18 protein-coding genes are annotated in these 16,379 nt (G+C 38.1%); 9 read left to right on the top strand and 9 right to left on the bottom strand.

The annotated features are described in order from the left end of the window. Positions 1-78 precede the first annotated feature (78 nt). From CH362_RS16170 to CH362_RS16160, 3 genes are all read left to right on the top strand, one after another. A complete protein-coding gene (locus tag CH362_RS16170) occupies positions 79-909 on the top strand; it encodes an AraC family transcriptional regulator (protein ID WP_100711361.1) in 831 nt (276 codons plus the stop codon). A 54-nt stretch (positions 910-963) separates the two neighbouring features. Further along, positions 964-2,118 (top strand): chromate efflux transporter, encoded by a 1,155-nt coding sequence (gene chrA / locus CH362_RS16165; RefSeq protein ID WP_100711360.1) that lies wholly within the window; start codon positions 964-966, stop codon positions 2,116-2,118. A gap of 65 nt (positions 2,119-2,183) precedes the next feature. Continuing rightward, positions 2,184-2,516: a metal-sulfur cluster assembly factor gene (locus tag CH362_RS16160; RefSeq protein WP_100706353.1), complete on the top strand. Its 333-nt coding sequence runs from the start codon at positions 2,184-2,186 to the stop codon at positions 2,514-2,516. Here the strand turns inward: CH362_RS16160 and CH362_RS16155 are convergent. Genes CH362_RS16155 through CH362_RS16135 form a run of 5 tightly spaced genes read right to left on the bottom strand, consistent with a single transcriptional unit; the run spans position 2,513 to position 5,684 of the window. Continuing rightward, a complete protein-coding gene (locus CH362_RS16155) occupies positions 2,513-3,187 on the bottom strand; it encodes an ATP-binding cassette domain-containing protein (RefSeq protein WP_100711359.1) in 675 nt (224 codons plus the stop codon). The two genes, CH362_RS16160 and CH362_RS16155, sit on opposite strands and share 4 nt — an antisense overlap. Then, positions 3,187-3,951, bottom strand: a complete 765-nt coding sequence (gene modA / locus CH362_RS16150) for a molybdate ABC transporter substrate-binding protein (RefSeq protein ID WP_100711358.1) — start codon at positions 3,949-3,951, stop codon at positions 3,187-3,189. The genes CH362_RS16155 and modA overlap by 1 nt, the downstream gene beginning before the upstream one ends. 15 nt (positions 3,952-3,966) lie before the next feature. Beyond that, positions 3,967-4,647 (bottom strand): molybdate ABC transporter permease subunit, encoded by a 681-nt coding sequence (gene modB / locus CH362_RS16145; RefSeq protein WP_100711357.1) that lies wholly within the window; start codon positions 4,645-4,647, stop codon positions 3,967-3,969. A gap of 9 nt (positions 4,648-4,656) precedes the next feature. Continuing rightward, on the bottom strand, positions 4,657-5,229 hold the full coding sequence (locus tag CH362_RS16140; RefSeq protein WP_100711356.1) for a hypothetical protein: 573 nt from the start codon (positions 5,227-5,229) through the stop codon (positions 4,657-4,659). Beyond that, positions 5,226-5,684, bottom strand: coding sequence for a RidA family protein (locus tag CH362_RS16135; protein ID WP_100711355.1), 459 nt, complete (start codon positions 5,682-5,684; stop codon positions 5,226-5,228). The genes CH362_RS16140 and CH362_RS16135 overlap by 4 nt, the downstream gene beginning before the upstream one ends. 137 nt (positions 5,685-5,821) lie before the next feature. On the opposite strand from CH362_RS16135, the gene CH362_RS16130 reads away from it, so the two are divergent. From CH362_RS16130 to CH362_RS16110, 5 genes are all read left to right on the top strand, one after another. After that, positions 5,822-6,622: a class I SAM-dependent methyltransferase gene (locus CH362_RS16130; protein WP_100711354.1), complete on the top strand. Its 801-nt coding sequence runs from the start codon at positions 5,822-5,824 to the stop codon at positions 6,620-6,622. Beyond that, positions 6,619-8,298 (top strand): DEAD/DEAH box helicase, encoded by a 1,680-nt coding sequence (locus tag CH362_RS16125; RefSeq protein WP_100711353.1) that lies wholly within the window; start codon positions 6,619-6,621, stop codon positions 8,296-8,298. Before CH362_RS16130 ends, CH362_RS16125 begins: the two co-directional genes overlap by 4 nt. Beyond that, positions 8,265-9,356: an N-acetylmuramoyl-L-alanine amidase family protein gene (locus tag CH362_RS16120; protein WP_100711352.1), complete on the top strand. Its 1,092-nt coding sequence runs from the start codon at positions 8,265-8,267 to the stop codon at positions 9,354-9,356. Before CH362_RS16125 ends, CH362_RS16120 begins: the two co-directional genes overlap by 34 nt. Beyond that, the gene (locus tag CH362_RS16115) at positions 9,337-10,098 is read left to right on the top strand and encodes an LIC_10740 family protein (RefSeq protein WP_100711351.1); all 762 of its coding nucleotides are present in this window, start codon (positions 9,337-9,339) and stop codon (positions 10,096-10,098) included. Before CH362_RS16120 ends, CH362_RS16115 begins: the two co-directional genes overlap by 20 nt. An 89-nt stretch (positions 10,099-10,187) precedes the next feature. Next, positions 10,188-11,441, top strand: a complete 1,254-nt coding sequence (locus CH362_RS16110; protein WP_100711350.1) for a hypothetical protein — start codon at positions 10,188-10,190, stop codon at positions 11,439-11,441. 37 nt (positions 11,442-11,478) lie between these two features. Here CH362_RS16110 and CH362_RS16105 read toward each other — a convergent pair whose 3' ends face one another. Continuing rightward, positions 11,479-12,267, bottom strand: coding sequence for an enoyl-CoA hydratase/isomerase family protein (locus CH362_RS16105; protein ID WP_100711349.1), 789 nt, complete (start codon positions 12,265-12,267; stop codon positions 11,479-11,481). Beyond that, positions 12,267-12,794: a hypothetical protein gene (locus CH362_RS16100; RefSeq protein ID WP_100711348.1), complete on the bottom strand. Its 528-nt coding sequence runs from the start codon at positions 12,792-12,794 to the stop codon at positions 12,267-12,269. The genes CH362_RS16105 and CH362_RS16100 overlap by 1 nt, the downstream gene beginning before the upstream one ends. A 176-nt stretch (positions 12,795-12,970) precedes the next feature. Here CH362_RS16100 and CH362_RS16095 point away from each other — a divergent pair, with 176 nt between their 5' ends. Next, complete coding sequence (locus CH362_RS16095) at positions 12,971-14,248, top strand: PilZ domain-containing protein (protein WP_100711347.1); 1,278 nt, start codon at positions 12,971-12,973, stop codon at positions 14,246-14,248. An 82-nt stretch (positions 14,249-14,330) separates the two neighbouring features. On the opposite strand, the gene CH362_RS16090 is transcribed toward CH362_RS16095, so the two are convergent. Together CH362_RS16090 and CH362_RS16085 are read right to left on the bottom strand one after the other, a co-directional pair. Then, positions 14,331-14,819, bottom strand: a complete 489-nt coding sequence (locus CH362_RS16090) for a hypothetical protein (protein WP_100711346.1) — start codon at positions 14,817-14,819, stop codon at positions 14,331-14,333. A 148-nt stretch (positions 14,820-14,967) separates the two neighbouring features. Then, complete coding sequence (locus CH362_RS16085; RefSeq protein WP_244280621.1) at positions 14,968-15,930, bottom strand: MBL fold metallo-hydrolase; 963 nt, start codon at positions 15,928-15,930, stop codon at positions 14,968-14,970. Between the last annotated feature and the right edge of the window lie 449 nt (positions 15,931-16,379).

The raw sequence follows: 16,379 nt of genomic DNA, 5'->3' as shown, positions 1-16,379 counted from the left end.
TTTTCTCAGATCGCAAGAACTATCAAGCAAGAGTAAAATATAAAGTTTAGGATATTGGAAACAATACCAAGGACTATAATGGATTTTGTTCAAAAGGCTCTCTGGTTTATAGAAGGTCATTCTAAAGAAGATATTTCTCTAGAAGATGTAGCAAAGAATGCAGGGGTTTCTCCCTTTCATTTAACTCGAACCTTCTCTTTAACCATGGGAGTTTCTTTGATGAGATATCTGAGAGGACGACGTTTAAGTGAGGCTGCAAAGATATTGGTAGAAAAAGGATCCAATATTTTAGATCTCGCTTTGGATATTGGTTACGGATCTCACGAAGCATTTACTCGAGCTTTTAGAGATCAGTTTTCGATCACTCCTGAACAACTTAAGTCCCAGGGCCATCTTGGTAATGTGAACTTAGTGGAGGCTATCACCTTGAACGCAGAACCAATTCCTAAAATCGATCCACCCAGATTCGAAACTATTCCGCCTAGACTTTTTGCAGGCACTGTACAACATTACGATTGTCAAATGCCTGCAGGAATTCCAAACCAATGGCAAAGTTTTGGACCATACCTCGGAAATATTCCTTCTCAAGTCGGAGATGCTGCTTACGGAGTTTGTTATAATTTCGATGCAGAAGGTAACTTCGATTATATGTGTGGTGTAGAAGTTTCTAATTCTTCCGGTTTACCTAAAGAGTTCCAGGTATTAAAGATCCCTACTCAAAAGTATGCGGTGTTTACTCATAAGGGTCATATCGCTGGGATCAGAGCAACATTTGCTGCAGCAGGTAAATGGTTTCCTGATTCTGGAGTAAAACCTTTCGAAGGTGCAAACTTAGAAAGATACGGTAAAGAATTCAATCCAGTCACAGGAATGGGTGGATTAGAAATTTGGATACCAGTAGAGGATTAAATTTTCCGAAAGGTCTTGCGGAGTCGACACGCAGGGCCTAAATAGTGTTTTCGGATGAAAGAAGTCTTCTTCACTTTTTTAAAACTTGGTCTGATCTCTTTCGGCGGGCCCACTGCTCACTTAGCGTATTTCTATCAAGAATTTGTAATTCGCAAAAAATGGATCACTGAAGAAGTTTATAAAGAATTATTGGCGGTTTGCCAATTTCTCCCAGGTCCTGCAAGTAGCCAATTGGGGATCTGTATCGGAACTCTTAGATCCGGTTGGAAATCCGGATGTATAGCTTGGATTGGATTTACTCTTCCTTCTATCGTATTGATGGTTGGTTTTGGAATTTTATTAAAATCGAATATAGTTCCGGATTTGAAATGGGTTCACGGTTTAAAATTGGTCGCAGCTGCAGTTGTAGCTCATGCAATTTTGACCATGTGGAAGAATTCCAAAAATCATCCTTATAAGATATATATGGTCATTGGCTCTGCAATTTTTGCCTTAGTGTTTTCGGGTGCATTTACTCAGCTGATCATAATTTTGATTGGAGCTGGCATTGGATTTTTTCTATTTAAAGAAGAATCTGAACTTCCTTATGTTTCTGTTTCCTTCTCTATTCCTAAAAAGATCGCATTCTGGTCCTTAGGATTTTTCTTCCTTCTTCTCTTTTTATTACCTTTATTAGGATCATTCTCTGGGTTATCGTCTTTTGCGATCTCGGATTCATTTTATAGATCAGGTGCATTAGTTTTTGGTGGAGGACATGTGGTTCTTCCTTTATTAGAAAATGAAGTGATAAGACAAGGTTGGGTCGGAAAGGAAGAATTTTTAGCAGGATATGGGGCTGCTCAAGCGATGCCTGGCCCATTGTTTACATTTGCTTCTTATTTAGGTTATATGATCTCAGGTTGGAACGGAGCGATCCTATCTACTATTTTTATATTTCTTCCATCTTTTCTTTTGGTATTTGGATTTTTTCCTCTTTGGGAGAAGATACGAAATTATCCTAAGATGAGAACTGTGATTGATGCGATCCAGTTTTCTGCTTTGGGAATTTTATTAGCAGCATTCTGCACTCCTGTATTCACCTCTGCTGTATATTCTGCGTATGATCTTTTCGTATTTTGTATATTATTTGTTTTGATGACTTTCTTAAAAGTACCGAACTGGTTGATCCTGATCATTGGTATAAGCGCTCCGTTCTTAAAACCATTCTGAAGGAAAATAAAAGAGGCCTTAAAATTCTTTACACGAAGTCGCTCTTTGGATAGACTAATTGTTAGATGCAATTATTAGAACAACCAACTCAAGAGATCGAAAAAAGGGTCTATGCTGAGATCCATAGGGTAGAAGATCCAGAGATAGGTATATCCGTGGCAGAGTTAGGTCTGATCTATAAGATCCAGGTAGAAGGTGATAAGGCGAGAATTGAAATGACTTATACTTCTATGGCTTGTCCTGCAGGTCCTCAAATGAAAAAAGACATCCAAGACAACGCTCTTAGGGTTGAGGGTATTAACTCTGTAGATGTGGAAGTCGTTTGGACACCTAAATGGGATCCTCGCGCTATGGCTTCTGAAGAAGCAAAAATGGATCTTGGGATTTTTGATTACTAAGATCGATTGCTAATTATTTTACCATCTTCCATATAAAGAGCATTAGACCCGAAATATTCTAGATCTTTTGGATCATGTGAGATCAAAAGAATTGGCATGCTGATCTTCTTCCTTAAACTTTTTAGCTCTTCTCTCATCTTATCTCTTAGATCCGTATGAAGTGCTGCAAATGGTTCATCTAAAAGTAAAATTTTAGGATCTCTCGCAAGTGCTCTTGCGATCGCCACTCTTTGTTTTTGCCCACCAGAAAGATGTTTTGGATAACTTTCAGAAGTTTCTTGTATCTCGAATAAATTCATTAAATAAGAAACTGTTTCTTTGTCTTTTGGGCTAGTAGAGAATTGAAAAAATTTGTTTAATCCGAATTCTATATTTTTTCTGACCGTGAGATGAGGAAATAAGCCATAACTTTGAGGAACATAACCTAAATTTCTTTTTTGGGGTGGAATATATTTTTTGGAAGAAGAGTCAAAGTAAACGGTATTTGCAAAAGATATTTTCCCAAAATCGGGTTTTAAAAGACCGGCTAATGCTCGTAAGGTGAGACTTTTTCCAGCGCCAGAAGGACCGTATAATACCTGAAATTCTCCCGAAAATTCGAACTGAATATCCAGCTCGAATTTTCGATTTCCATCTGAGAGTTTTTTTCGGATATCTACGGTTAAAGACATTAAGGAAGTATAAACTTATATTTTAGAAATGTATCTTTTGCTTCAGGAGATTTTTTTAAAAATTCCAAGAAGGATTTTGCTGCTTCTGAATTTTTAGTTCCAGTCACTAAAATTCCTGGATATAAGATTGGCTTGTGTCCGCTTAATGTAAGCGCGATCTTAACTTTGGATTCTGCAATTGCTGCGTCTGTAACGTAAACAAATCCAGCTTCTACTTCTTCTCTTCCTACGTAATCCAAAACTTGTCTTACGTTTTCTGCAGGGATAAACTTTTCTTTTAAGGAAATGTTTAAGTTGTTCTTGGTAAGAACTTCTTCTGCGTATTTTCCTGCAGGAACAGAACTTGGATTTCCGATCGCAATCTTTTTGATTTCGGGTAATTGTAGATCTTCTAATTTTTTGATCTTGAGTTCGCTAGTTTTAGGCTGGATGAGCACTAAAGTATTTTTGAGTAAGATTACTTTTGTAGAAGATCCTAAAACTTCTGCTTTGATTCCCTTATCTACGATATCCTGATCTGCCGAGATGAAAACATCTACTGGGGCACCTTTTTCTATTTGTTGGTATAAACTTCCGGAAGATCCGAAATTGAATACTGCTTTGATGCCTGTTTTTTGTTTGAATGTTGTTCCAAGTTCTTTTAATACATCGGTTAAGCTAGATGCAGCTGAGATTGTGATCTCTTTTTCCTTCTCTTGTGCATAAGAAGGAGGTTGTAGTAGCAGAAGTAAAACTGGGAGTAGTATATATAATCTTTTGATCATTCGCTTAATAATTCCTTACCAATGAGATTTTTTAAGTAAGATCCCGGAGATTGTCAATACCAATACACAAGTAATGGATGCTACGAATACAAGGACCACAGAAAATTCGTCTTTTCCGGATTGGACGGAATCATAAATTGCAAGTGCGATCGTTTGTGTTTTTTCAGGAATATTTCCTGCGATCATCAGAGTGGCGCCGAATTCTCCCATTCCTCTTGCGTAAGCCATCATAGATCCTGCTAAAATTCCTCTCCAGGAAAGTGGGAGTATTACAGTTAAAAAAGTTTCCCATTTAGATTTTCCCAGAGTGAGTGCAATCTCTTCATATTCTGGATCCAGATCTTCGAAGGCAGCTTTTACAGATCTATAAACTAATGGAAAAGAAACAATTGTGGAGGCTAAAATAGCTCCATGCAAATTAAATAATATAGAATATTGGAATTGCTCCACAAGGAAATGTCCAAGCACTCCTTTTTTGCCGAATACTACCAATAGATAATACCCAAGCACTGTGGGAGGAAGAACCATCGGTAAGGTCAGTATTGCATCTGCAAATGCTCTTCCAAAAAATCTAAGCTTGGACATCCAATACGCGAAAAATATTCCGAGCAATGCAGCGAAGAATGTTGAGAAAAATGTTACCTTAAGTGTGAGAAATAAAGGATGTCTGATGGAGTCCCAGTCGAAAGTATCCATCAGACTAACTTAAATTTTAGAGTTCCATAATGTTATGGAAGAAATTGTTGTAAATATCCACACGGAACAGAATGCATAAAAGTTGAAATTATAATAATAGTCTTGGTCTCTTATAAAACTTACAAAGAATACATCCGGCAATAAGACCCCGAGAAGTAATAATATCCCTAAAAATCCTTGGAGGATGACGATTGTTTTTCCAATCCACTCACTTCGCCAGAAACCACCGAAAAAGAATGTCAAAAAGCAAGGAATGATGAAAAATATATTAGCCGCGGTTCTTACATTCACTTCTTCTAAACCGCTACGACTAGGTTCTATTCCGATAAAGCTACCTAGTTTGGAGATTAGGTCCTGTTGGGATTCTACGCCTAAATTGATAGTATAATTGATCCAACTTCCTAAGCTGAAAAACAACTGCAATAATGCTAAAACAAAGATTAACTTTTCCTTTCCACTTTTTTCAGAATAGAATTCTATAAATCTTCCTAAAAGTTGGGAAAGAAATCTTTTCCATCCATTTAAAACTACAGATGTTGCAGGTAATGCAAGACTTAGATCTCTAAGAAGGTTTTTGATCATCCTAAAGAAACCGTCATTTCTACTTCTACTGGAGCTCCTAATGGAAGAGCGGAATTTCCCACCGCGAAGCGCGCATGACGTCCTGCTTCTCCAAAAATGCTTAAGAGAAGATTGGATGCATGATTTGCGACAAGATGTTGTTCAATAAAATCAGGACTGGAAGAAACGAATACTCCGATCTTTACGATGCTCTTTATTTTATCCAAATCTCCAATCACTCCTGCGATTGCTGCAAGCCCGTTCAACGCAGCTTGTTCTGTAGCAGCCTTCACATCATCTATAGAAAGCCCAGCGCCCAAAGTTCCTGTAAGCATGAGCTTGCCATCTTTTAAAGGTAATTGGCCGGAAGTGAATACCAAATTTCCTGTTTGTATGGCAGGTATATAAGCTGCAATCGCCTTAGGAGCAGGTGGGAGTTCCAACCCAAGGGATTTGATTTTTTCGAGTATGCTCATTCTATGAGGGCTTCCTTTTCCCGTTTCTCTTCTATTCCTGGAGGGTTTCTCGTTTTTTCAAGCACGTATTTCGTTCCAGGCCCGGGGATTTTCCTTTACGTAGGGAAGACTTTATGACAAGCTTCTTGTAGGCAAGCATGTCCTCAATACTCGAATTGGAACCTCATCCAGAATATCCGGAAGCCTATATGGTATGCCGTCGCACGGGGGTCCATTTCTATAAATTGGCAAAGGAAAGGGATTACGAAGATTCCTATTTTCAGGAAGAATATAAGAATCAGTACAAAAAGACCTACTACGAGGACGAACCTCAGCTTAGAAATTTAGCCAAGGCACGTTTAGAGATGATGAGCGCATTCCAAGATCCGAAAGGTAAAACTCTTTTCGAGATAGGATCCGCTGCTGGCTTCTTCTTATCCGAAGCGGAGAAGAAGGGATACAAAGTTAAAGGTATGGAACTTTCTGCGACAGAAGCGGAATACTCCAAAAACAAATTAGGTTTGGATGTTGTCTCCGGTTCGTTCTTGGACGATTCCATTTTTCCCAAAGAAACTTTCGATGCGGTCTGTGCGTTTTTTGTAATAGAACATTTTCCGAACGCGGAGCTTGTTTTCGAGAGGATTAATAAATTGTTAAAGCCTGGTGGGCTATTATTCTTAGGTCTTCCTTCATTGAATGGACCTTCTTTTCAAACTAACCCTGAAGAATGGTTTCGCACTCATCCGTCGGACCATTTTTGGGATTACTCACCTGATTCTCTTAAAAAAATGTTGAAAATGTACGGTCTCGTCACGGTATATAGGAAACCAATGTCATACCACCCTATTAGAGATAAGGGATGGAAAGGCAAATACCTGACACATCGGCTCTTTGTTCGCTACGCAAACCTCTCCTGCTACGCCGACACATTCCACTCAATCGCGATTAAAAAAATATGAAATTCGAAGAATTAAATCTAGAGCCTAACCTGCAAAAAGCAATCCAAGACGCAGGATTTACAGAGCTCACTCCTATACAAGAAAAAGCAATCCCTCCCGGAATAGAAGGTAGGGATGTTACCGGTTTAGCACAAACAGGAACCGGTAAAACTGTGGCATTCTTGGTGCCAACCATTCACTCCATCTTGACAAGAGGAATACAGGGAGTCAGTACTCTGATCCTTGCTCCTACTAGAGAGTTAGTGATCCAAATTTCGGAAGAAGCCGAAAAGTTACTGAAACATACAGACTATAGAGTTGTCCCAATCATTGGCGGAACTGATTATAAAGTCCAGAACAGAGATCTAAACGGACTAAACGGTCTGATTGTTGCAACTCCGGGAAGATTGATAGACCTAGCAAGAAGCGGAAGCGCTGATCTGGAAAAGGTTGAGTTTTTCATTTTGGATGAAGCGGATCGTATGTTGGACATGGGTTTCATCTACGATATACGTTGGCTTCTTCATAAATGTAAGAATAGAAAGCAGACTTTACTTTTCTCTGCAACTCTCTCTGTAGAAGTTATGCGACTTGCATATCGTTTTATGAACGAGCCTGTTGAGATACAGATCAATCCTGATAAACTGATCACTGAAAGGATCGATCAGAAACTTGTCCATTTGGGAAGAGAGGAGAAGTTACCTTATATGGTGAACTCCATTCTTGCCGAAGAGCTGGAAGGACAAGGAATTATATTCACAAATTTTAAAGCGAATATTCCTAAAATAGTTTATTCTCTCAGAAAGTTCGGAATTCCTATCACTGGGATCTCTTCGGACTTAGATCAGAAAAAAAGACTTAGACTTATGAGGGATTTTAAATCCGGAAAGTTTAAGTTTATGGTCGCGACTGATGTTGCAAGTCGTGGTATAGACGTAGAAAATATCGAAGTAGTTTTCAATTTCGATCTTCCTCAAGACACAGAGAATTATGTGCATAGGATCGGAAGAACTGCAAGAGCAGGCAGAATGGGTAGGTCCATCAGCTTCTGCTCCGAATCAGATTATGTTGAATTGGAGAAGATCGAAAAATATCTGAAACAAAAGATAGATGTTCTACCAGTTCATGAAGAAGCACTTACATTCCCTGCAGGAGAATTCCAAGCTTTTGTAGGTGGAGATGCATTTGATAATGCTCCTGTCGAAAGAAATGGAAACAGAAACCAAGGAAGAGGCGACAGAGGTCCTAAAAAACAAAGAGGCGATTTCCAACGTAATGGTAGCGGTGGGAATCAAAGAGGAGAAAAAACCTGGAACAAAGAATCTGGAGATCGCAAAAAAGATTTCAACAGAGATTCAAAACCAGGCGGCAAGCAGCAACACGGCGGTCATAAAAAAAGACCAGAAGCTGCTATCCAAGAAGCCCAAGAGTTTTTACAAAAAGCGGACAGTGTTTTCGGTTCCAATGGTGCTCGTAAAGATAGAGGCCAGAAAAACCAAAGCCAAAAGAAAGGAAAACAACGTTCCGATTTCCAAAAACAACATTCTCCAAATCATCAAAACCACGAGAATAAAAAACAGAAATCGAATTACGATAAGAGCAAGCGTAACTTATTCGATATAAACGATTCTAAAAGATCTTCAGACAAGAAGAAGGGATCAATTTGGACAAGGATCAAATCCTTCTTTGGGGGTTAGGATTCTTTCTACTCTTTAGCGCACCTGTTTTTGCCGAGTCCAGGATACAAACCATCGGCAAGAACGGTTACGTTTCCTTCGAAGAAATCCATAAAAAAATCCCAGGTCTACAATCCAAATTCGAGTCTGCTACATTAGTAGGCTCTATCTCTCATGCCTCCGGTGAGATCCGATTTAGGATCGGAGCTTCCTTTTATGCAATCAATGGTAGTTTAGAAAAAACGAATTTACCAGTAGTCTATAAAGATAAGGATTTCTTACTTCCTCCTGATTTGGTAGAAGCCATCTTTGTACGTTTATTACCAGGAGATGTAAGTTACGAATTTAAAGAAGACGAACTTATATTCGATCTATTACCTAAAGCGGAAAGGTTAAAACTTTCTGCGATCATTGTGGATGCGGGACATGGAGGAAAAGATCCAGGGACTTCTTCTGATAAAGGAACCCAGGAAAAATTAGTCTCTCTCCAGGTGGCCCGCTTCGTAAAAAAATTCCTGAATAAGGTATATCCTGAAGTTAGAGTGATCCTAACCAGATCCAATGATTCATTTATAGAATTAGAAAGAAGGTCAGAGATCGCAAATAAAGAAATCCAAAAGGGCGGATCCGTTTTATTTGTAAGTTTACATTGTAATGCTTCCATTTCTTCGGATGTAAATGGTTTTGAAGTGTATTATTTATCCCAGACCCCCAGCACAGAAACCGCAAGAGAAGTCTCATTATTCGAAAATGGGATTTCAGGCAAAAAAGGTGGGACCTCCTACGGGAAGATCCAGGCCGGAATGATGTCCTCTATGATCCAAAGAAGAAGCCGTCTTCTCGCCAGAAGTGTTGAATCTGAGATGAAAAAAAACCTTGGTCCAAAGATATTGTCTAGAGGAGTGAAGAAGGCGGACTTTTCTGTGCTAAGGGGAAGTTTGATGCCTGCCATTCTGGTCGAAATGGGTTACCTCACCCATAATAAAGAATCAGAGGTATTGGCTGATAAAACTCATCAAGTGAAATTGGCCAAAAGTATATTAGAAGGTGTGAGAGCGTATGAACTTGCAAAAGATTAAGGAAATTTGGAATCGCTTCCTCACTCATTTGGATACCTTCTATACATGGGTTTTCGAATTGGCAACCAGAGCCGCCGATTCTAAAGAATCCAAAAGGATATTATTCTTAACTTATTCTTGGATAATCGTATTATTATTCCTAACCGGGTTTATCCTCGCAGGAAAAAATCCATTAAAACTACTCGTTCCATTCACATTATATGATCTGCCAAACTTCGATCCTAGAAAAGAAATCGTAATATACGGTTCAGATGGAGAAGGTCAGGTATTCCCAGTAAAAAGAAAAGTCCTCTTAACTGGTGAGGATTTCAGACATGATGTTTTGACATTGGTGGGAGAAGCTGGAGAATCCAGTTATTTCGATCCTACTGTTCCAAATGCTTCTGCTCAATATAGAAATCTGAAAAAACTTCCGAACTTGCAAGATTCAGTGATCTCTATCTGGAAAAGAGGAGATGTTTTGATCTTGGATTTGAGAAAGTCCACATTGGAAAACTTACTTTCAGATATGAAGTTCCGTATCGATTACACTTATGCAAGTCAGATGACAGAAGAGCAAAAGTCTGCAGAGATAGAGCGTAAAAAATTGGGACTATTATCTTCTGCATTCTTAGCGACTGAAAAAACCTTATTCGAAAACTATCCTGATCTAAATAGTATCGAATATAAGTTAGGCGGAGAAGTGGGAGATCTGCCAGGTTTAAGCTATTTGCTCTCTTATACCCATACAAGACAGCCTTAAGATTTATCCGGTATTCCGGAGTTTTCTCCTTAAATTAACTGGATGAAAGGGTTGTTTTGGCCCTTTTCAAAGCCGATAGTATTAAGGATATGTCCGGGTCCAAACGTACAACCTTAGTCGTTTTTATTCTTTTGATCTCCGGGGTCATATTATCTGCAGCTCCGGATCTGCAAAATTCTCCAGATGTAACAAACATCAACGATTTCCGCACGGATCGTGTAGCATTTCATTATATACAATTGGTGGATAAAGAAGGTAAGGCTCTTCCTGAGAGAAATCTGAATCGAGATACTTCAGAATCCACGTTACTCATCATTGATAGAGGACAACTTACTCTTTTAAAGGATGGATTCGATGATCCAGCCCAGGTAAAGGACAAGGAAAAGGACTATTTAAATAAAATTTATAAATTCACCAGACTAAAAGATCTGGAACAAGAATATTATAAATTACCTGAATCGGAAAGAACCAAACCTTCTTCTAAAACAGAACCAAACCAGGCGGAAACTACTAAAGCGAATACTACTCCGGGAGCTTCTGCAGAACCGGAAGAGAAGAATAAAGAATTTGATCTTCTATTGAAATATGATGATGAACTTCTGAAATCGTATGCAGCGGAGAAGGCCGTGTATGCTGAATACTCGAGAACAGAGCGTATCTACGGAAAAGATTCTCCAAAAACAAGTTCTCTTAGAGGAAGATTTGAAGAATTGAAATCCAAAACCCAAGAAAGGAAAAAATTCCTATTAGGTTTTTTGCATAATACTTCTGTAGATTCGAATCCTTATCCTGGCGATAGAAAAGAGCAAATATTCTATACGAATCATTCTAACGGGCTTCCTGATTTTTATCTTCATTCTACAACTCCAAGAGAAGTAGATGGCCTCATGAGAGGAGAAGAAGAAGTTGGGAAAAAATACGGACAACTTTTTAAAACTGCAGTGGATCGACTGATTGATTCTCAGATAGATAAATTATACTATTATATTTGGAACCGGGACATGACAAACACCCGGATCAAAGTAGATCGTTTTTTAAAAGGGAAGAAAGTCACTGTAGTCACAGGAGATTCCACAGTTTATACTATGATAGATAAAGAAGGTGATGGTATCACTGAATCCTTCTTTGTAGATTCTCCAGGACTGAAATTTTCTTGGGGAAAAGAAGTCCCTAATATTATTTCGATCTCTAACTGTACAGATCAGGCTATCTTAGCTAAGATCAAAGCATTGGGAGATGATGTCTCTTCTGGAAGAATTCCTAAAAAAGTAGATAAACTAGATTTGGCAATTCCTGAAGAACAGATACTTCTCGAATTAAAACCTTTATTAAAGAATCTTTAATCGTTAATACAACTCGCCCTTGAATAGGACGTTTTGATTAACGCCCTCTAAAAACCGGTTTTCTTTTTTCTTCTATTGATTTGATCGTTTCTCTGAAATCCTGAGATAAGAAGTTAAGAGCTTGAGATTCTGCTTCTTTGCGCAAAGCTGCGTTTAGTTTTTCACGATCGTAAATATTTTTCTTTAATTCACTAAGCGCCATAGGAGCACTTTCACTTAGAGAAATGGCGATCTCAGTTGCTCTTTGTAAAACTTCTCCTTTGGGAACGGAATCATAACAAATTCCTAGGGAATGAGCTTCTTTACCACTTACAGTTTCTGCTAAAAATAAAAGTCGGTTTGCAGTTTCCATCCCGAACAATTCTTTTGCAAGATAGCTGGAACCCATTCCTGGATGAATTCCCAATTTTACGAAATTAAATTGGTATTTTCCTTCATCTGCAAAAACTCTAAGGTCGCAAGCAAGAGTAATGGAAAGTCCTGCACCGATTGCATGACCATTTGCCGCACAGATCACAGGAACATTTAGATCTCTAACGCTTAAGAATAGATTATAAAATTCGAACATTTCTTTTTTGTTTTGTTCGAAAGACTTCTCGGCGAAAGATTTTAATAATTCGAAATTACCACCAGCGGAGAAAATATCGTTCTTACCAGTAATGACAACCGCTCTAGGTGGATTTTTTTTGAGTTTTTCTATTTGAGCTTGGAACTCATGACCCATGGCAACGGTCATGGAGTTTTTAGTTTCCGGGTTATTCAGATAAAGAATTTCTATTCTAGATTCGGAAGAAAGTTCTACTGTTTCTGAATCGACTAATGCCATTAAACAGCTTCCTGTTTTAATTCAAAACTTTCGTACCAAACTCGATCCGAAACAGAAAGAGGTTTTTCACCGATACCCATTTGGTCGTAATAATCCAGAAGAATTTCTAAATGAACATTCTCCTCATCTTCTAAAGTCCAGAATGAGCTATCGATAGACTTAGAAACAAGAGCTTGGCCTCTAACAGAGTCCACGAAATAATCAGGTTTAGCGGAGAAGATCAGGTGAGCAGAGATCAGATCGAAACGAATAGTGTCCACGATCTTTGAAAATTCAGAATCAGTTTTATCAAAATAACGGGAAGCGATCTCAGTTTGGAAATAATCACCCCAAGTAAGGATGTCCGGCTCCACTCCAGTGCGTTCCTTGATCTCTTGGAGTTTTTCTTCTTCCAAAAATGGTTTGGAAGCGAATTTATCCACAAGTTCTCTAAGTGAAATCAAGTTAAGGATCTTATTCGCGGAAAGTTGTCCACGACGCATCATATCGAAAAGTTCTGGATTCAGTTCGGACTTGTTCTCTGCCATGCTTTATTTTTCGGCAGAAGCATAAAAATCCCCTGAACAATTTCCTTCCGGAAAATACTCGTATATGTCTCATTTGCGAAAAAAAGAAGAATGCTCCGATTTATGAAAGGTAGCACTGGATTCCTAAAGTCCCGAAGTCGAAAATAAAGATACGGGAGAATTTTACCCGGACTGCTATGGCTGTAGGACGATCGGATACACTCCAGGAACTGATTACAATTTTAGAAACGATGTTTGGGGAAACAATCATCGGTTCAGATATTAATCTAGTTAAACACTTATTCTATAGTTTGAAAGCGGATCAAAGAGAATTCCCATTCGATTATGAAGGGGAGAAGCTTAACTCCGTCGTTGAGGAAGTTAGCGAAGATACTCTCGTTCTCTATGTTCCCTATCTCCAACCAAAAGGGATATTAAGAGCAAAAATCAGTTTCGAGATCTTGAATATACTTTATCAATTCGAAGTGGTACTTCTGGACTTTTGGGAAGACCATGTAAGAGTTAAGATCCCTTCTGAATTACAAGCAGCCGCATTCCGTAAAAACCTGAGGGTGGCAGTAGACGATCTTTTTATGAATTATGTGATCCTCTATCGTTCCTTAAGCGGGGGCGAAAGAGAACTTGGAAAAAATCTAAGTGTTGAACAAAGATTTTTTCATCTAATGAAAGAAATTAAAAAGGATAATCCAAGCCTTAAGTTAATCAACTTAATGGTTACTGAATATATTCTGGGAATTTCAAAAGATTATGAGGTCGTATTTTTCGGTCCTGGAAAAGATGGAGGATTTTTTGGAGACTTTATAAAAAAGTATAATCGCTCCGTCTATGTTCCTGATTGTTCTTTAATCAAAAGTTATATAGGAGAGGAGAAGGATCCATATCTAGACAATTTCCGTGATGAGTATCTAAGCTTGATTCAGACCAGAGGGCAGGCAAAAGCAGATGAATTCTTCAGAGAACTTCAAAAGGAAGAAGTCCGTAACTTCTTAATCTCTTATATAGTCACTCCAATCCGTTTATTCAACGATCCAATCGGTTATGTGAAAGTATTCTCTACAGCGATGGATAAATTTTCTATCGTACAACAACAGGCATTATATATAGAAGAATTAGGAGATATTCTTACCTATGCTTTGACTAAGGTTTATATACGTCAGGAAAACTTTAGAAACGAAGAAGCAGTGACTCGTATACTTGACATTAGTATGAATGGACTTCTATTCGAAATAGAAGATGAAAGAACTTTTAATTATCTAAAACAACATAATATCATCAAGATGTTCATTCCTATCTCTGAAAGGAATTTAGTCTTAAGAGGAGAAGTGGTTCGATTTTTGGAAATCGGGAACGGGAAATTCCAATTAGGTGTGAACTTTTTTGATTCTAATCCGGATGATATGGTTTTCTTGCAGCATTATATTTTCAGTAAGAAAATGCGGATACTTTTTGAGTAGAGATCTTTTCCTATCAATCTCCAGCGCTTCATTCTTAACCGAAGACTGATAGAAAACGTTCAAATTCAGACTAATAAGTTTATCAGGCTGCCTTATTGATTCTCCGCTGTTTTATAAATTGATAGATCGATCCAAGAATGAAAAATACAAGAAACACAAGTAAGGTTTTACCAATTAAGGGATCAGTTATATCTTTTGCCAATGGGTGCTCTACGGGGAGTCGAGTGAGCGTTTCATTTGTGGTAGGAACTAACGACAGAAAAAAGCTGAAAGATAAAAAGAAATTCTCAAAATAGCGACTTTTGTTGTTTCCTTTCTTTTTTACTGAAAGAAAGAATGCGCTTAATATTAAAAAAATAATGATTATGGAAAGAACGTGCCCCGGGTTAAAGCCTCCATGTTTAGAAATTCCTAATGCCGTTAACGCAGCAATGGATGTGGCATAAAAATATATTTTTCCCGTTAGTTGTGATAGATTAATTATACCGTATTTTATGAATGAAATGATTGCTGCTATGATAGCAATAACTCCAATCGTAGTGTGAAATATACCTAAATTTGTTAGTCCCATTTTATTTTCCTTTTGTCAGGCTTTTGGATCGATACGAATCACGGAACGACCACTCCAGAATGGATTTAATTCTTCATCTTGTTAATTAAGAGTCAAGGCTAATAAGATGAAGAATGGAAGGCGATCACCGAGGTCTTTTTAAATTGATTTAATAAATCCGTGCTATTCCTTCTTTCTGTACTATGAAATTACTTAGATTCAATCCGGCTTTAAGTAATTCCTTCTTTAATTCTTCGACTGGTGCGTTTAATGCCTCTTCTGTTTGTTGAAATGTTCCAAAATGTATCCCTATTGAAAGTTTAGAACCTAAATCCAAATGAGCTTGAATGGCATCCAAAGGATTCATGTGGACTAACCTCATAAACCATCTAGGCTCATAAGCTCCGATCGGCAAAAGAGAAATATCTGGTTCGCCTAAACGTCTTTTAATTTCTTTGTAGTGAGAAGAATATGCAGCATCTCCGCCAAAATATACTCGTTTATTCCCGATTGTGATCATGTAGCTGCCCCATAAACTGCGATTCCAGTCGAATATGCCTCTTGCAGAAAGATGTTGGGTAGGAGCAAAAGTTACTTCTGCTTTCTTTTCTATTTTGATTGTTTGCCACCAGTCCATCTCATCTGTATTCGGAATTCCTTCAGATTGTAGTAGTTCCTTATCTCCTAACGGAACAAGGAATTTAGGAGAGAATTTTCTATTGAGCGTTTTTAAAGTTTCCAAGTCTAGATGATCATAATGGTTATGACTGATAATCACCAGATCTATCGGAGGAAGGTCCTCTATCTGAATACCTGGTTCTCTGACTCTTTTTGTTCCTGCCCAGCTCACCGGGCTGATCCTCTCAGACCAAACCGGATCGGTAAGGATGTTTATCTCACGTGATTGGATCAATACAGTGGCATGATTAATGAAAGTGATCGCGATTTGATCTTTATATAATGGATTTTTAATCAGATTTGTTTTTTCATTTTGAGCCTTCTTTGGCCAATCTTCAAAATCAATTGTGGTAAGAAGTTTTAAAGTTCTCCATATTCCATTTTCTTCAAGTTGGGTTGGATTGTAGAAATGTTTCCCGTTGTAATGATCCGAGTTTGGGTATTTAGTAGGCACGCAACATCCGGATAAGATAAAGAGAAGAAAGAATATATACGAAAGAACAAATATGTTTTTCGATTCTGTCCTTGTGATGCCGATTTCATAATTATCCTTTTTAAAAAACCGTTCCATTTCAATCCTCCTGCAATAGGCAATTTATATATAGGATTGTACAGGAATTAGAAGAGAAGGTAAAGATTTGATACTGCCATATCATTGCCTAATCCTACCTTAGGCGATTATTCGCAGGAAGCGATGTTGTTTATTCAGATAAATGTGTTTTTTATTCATATTATATTTGCTAGATGGCCGGTAGGCGTAGCGGAGCTCTGCCGTTGGGATGGTAGACGAGTCGAGATCCTTTTCTCTCAAAACTAAAAATTTCCCAAAATTAAGGATAAATTTAGACTTAGAGCTAACTCTAGGTGAGTCTTATCTATAGGGTTCCAAGGAATCCGGAGAAT

It is taken from the genome of Leptospira saintgironsiae (genome assembly GCF_002811765.1).
In the GTDB taxonomy this organism is placed as follows: domain Bacteria; phylum Spirochaetota; class Leptospiria; order Leptospirales; family Leptospiraceae; genus Leptospira_B; species Leptospira_B saintgironsiae.
This window is presented reverse-complemented; position numbering and strand designations above follow the sequence as displayed.

Bases quoted from the DNA above. Each gene is read 5' to 3' on its own strand.
- CH362_RS16170 (WP_100711361.1), top strand. From the start codon at position 79: ATGGATTTTGTTCAAAAGGCTCTCTGGTTTATAGAAGGTCATTCTAAA.
- chrA (WP_100711360.1), top strand. From the start codon at position 964: ATGAAAGAAGTCTTCTTCACTTTTTTAAAACTTGGTCTGATCTCTTTC.
- CH362_RS16160 (WP_100706353.1), top strand. From the start codon at position 2,184: ATGCAATTATTAGAACAACCAACTCAAGAGATCGAAAAAAGGGTCTAT.
- CH362_RS16155 (WP_100711359.1), bottom strand. From the start codon at position 3,187: ATGTCTTTAACCGTAGATATCCGAAAAAAACTCTCAGATGGAAATCGA.
- modA (WP_100711358.1), bottom strand. From the start codon at position 3,951: ATGATCAAAAGATTATATATACTACTCCCAGTTTTACTTCTGCTACTA.
- modB (WP_100711357.1), bottom strand. From the start codon at position 4,647: ATGGATACTTTCGACTGGGACTCCATCAGACATCCTTTATTTCTCACA.
- CH362_RS16140 (WP_100711356.1), bottom strand. From the start codon at position 5,229: ATGATCAAAAACCTTCTTAGAGATCTAAGTCTTGCATTACCTGCAACA.
- CH362_RS16135 (WP_100711355.1), bottom strand. From the start codon at position 5,684: ATGAGCATACTCGAAAAAATCAAATCCCTTGGGTTGGAACTCCCACCT.
- CH362_RS16130 (WP_100711354.1), top strand. From the start codon at position 5,822: ATGTCCTCAATACTCGAATTGGAACCTCATCCAGAATATCCGGAAGCC.
- CH362_RS16125 (WP_100711353.1), top strand. From the start codon at position 6,619: ATGAAATTCGAAGAATTAAATCTAGAGCCTAACCTGCAAAAAGCAATC.
- CH362_RS16115 (WP_100711351.1), top strand. From the start codon at position 9,337: ATGAACTTGCAAAAGATTAAGGAAATTTGGAATCGCTTCCTCACTCAT.
- CH362_RS16110 (WP_100711350.1), top strand. From the start codon at position 10,188: ATGTCCGGGTCCAAACGTACAACCTTAGTCGTTTTTATTCTTTTGATC.
- CH362_RS16105 (WP_100711349.1), bottom strand. From the start codon at position 12,267: ATGGCATTAGTCGATTCAGAAACAGTAGAACTTTCTTCCGAATCTAGA.
- CH362_RS16100 (WP_100711348.1), bottom strand. From the start codon at position 12,794: ATGGCAGAGAACAAGTCCGAACTGAATCCAGAACTTTTCGATATGATG.
- CH362_RS16095 (WP_100711347.1), top strand. From the start codon at position 12,971: ATGGCTGTAGGACGATCGGATACACTCCAGGAACTGATTACAATTTTA.
- CH362_RS16090 (WP_100711346.1), bottom strand. From the start codon at position 14,819: ATGGGACTAACAAATTTAGGTATATTTCACACTACGATTGGAGTTATT.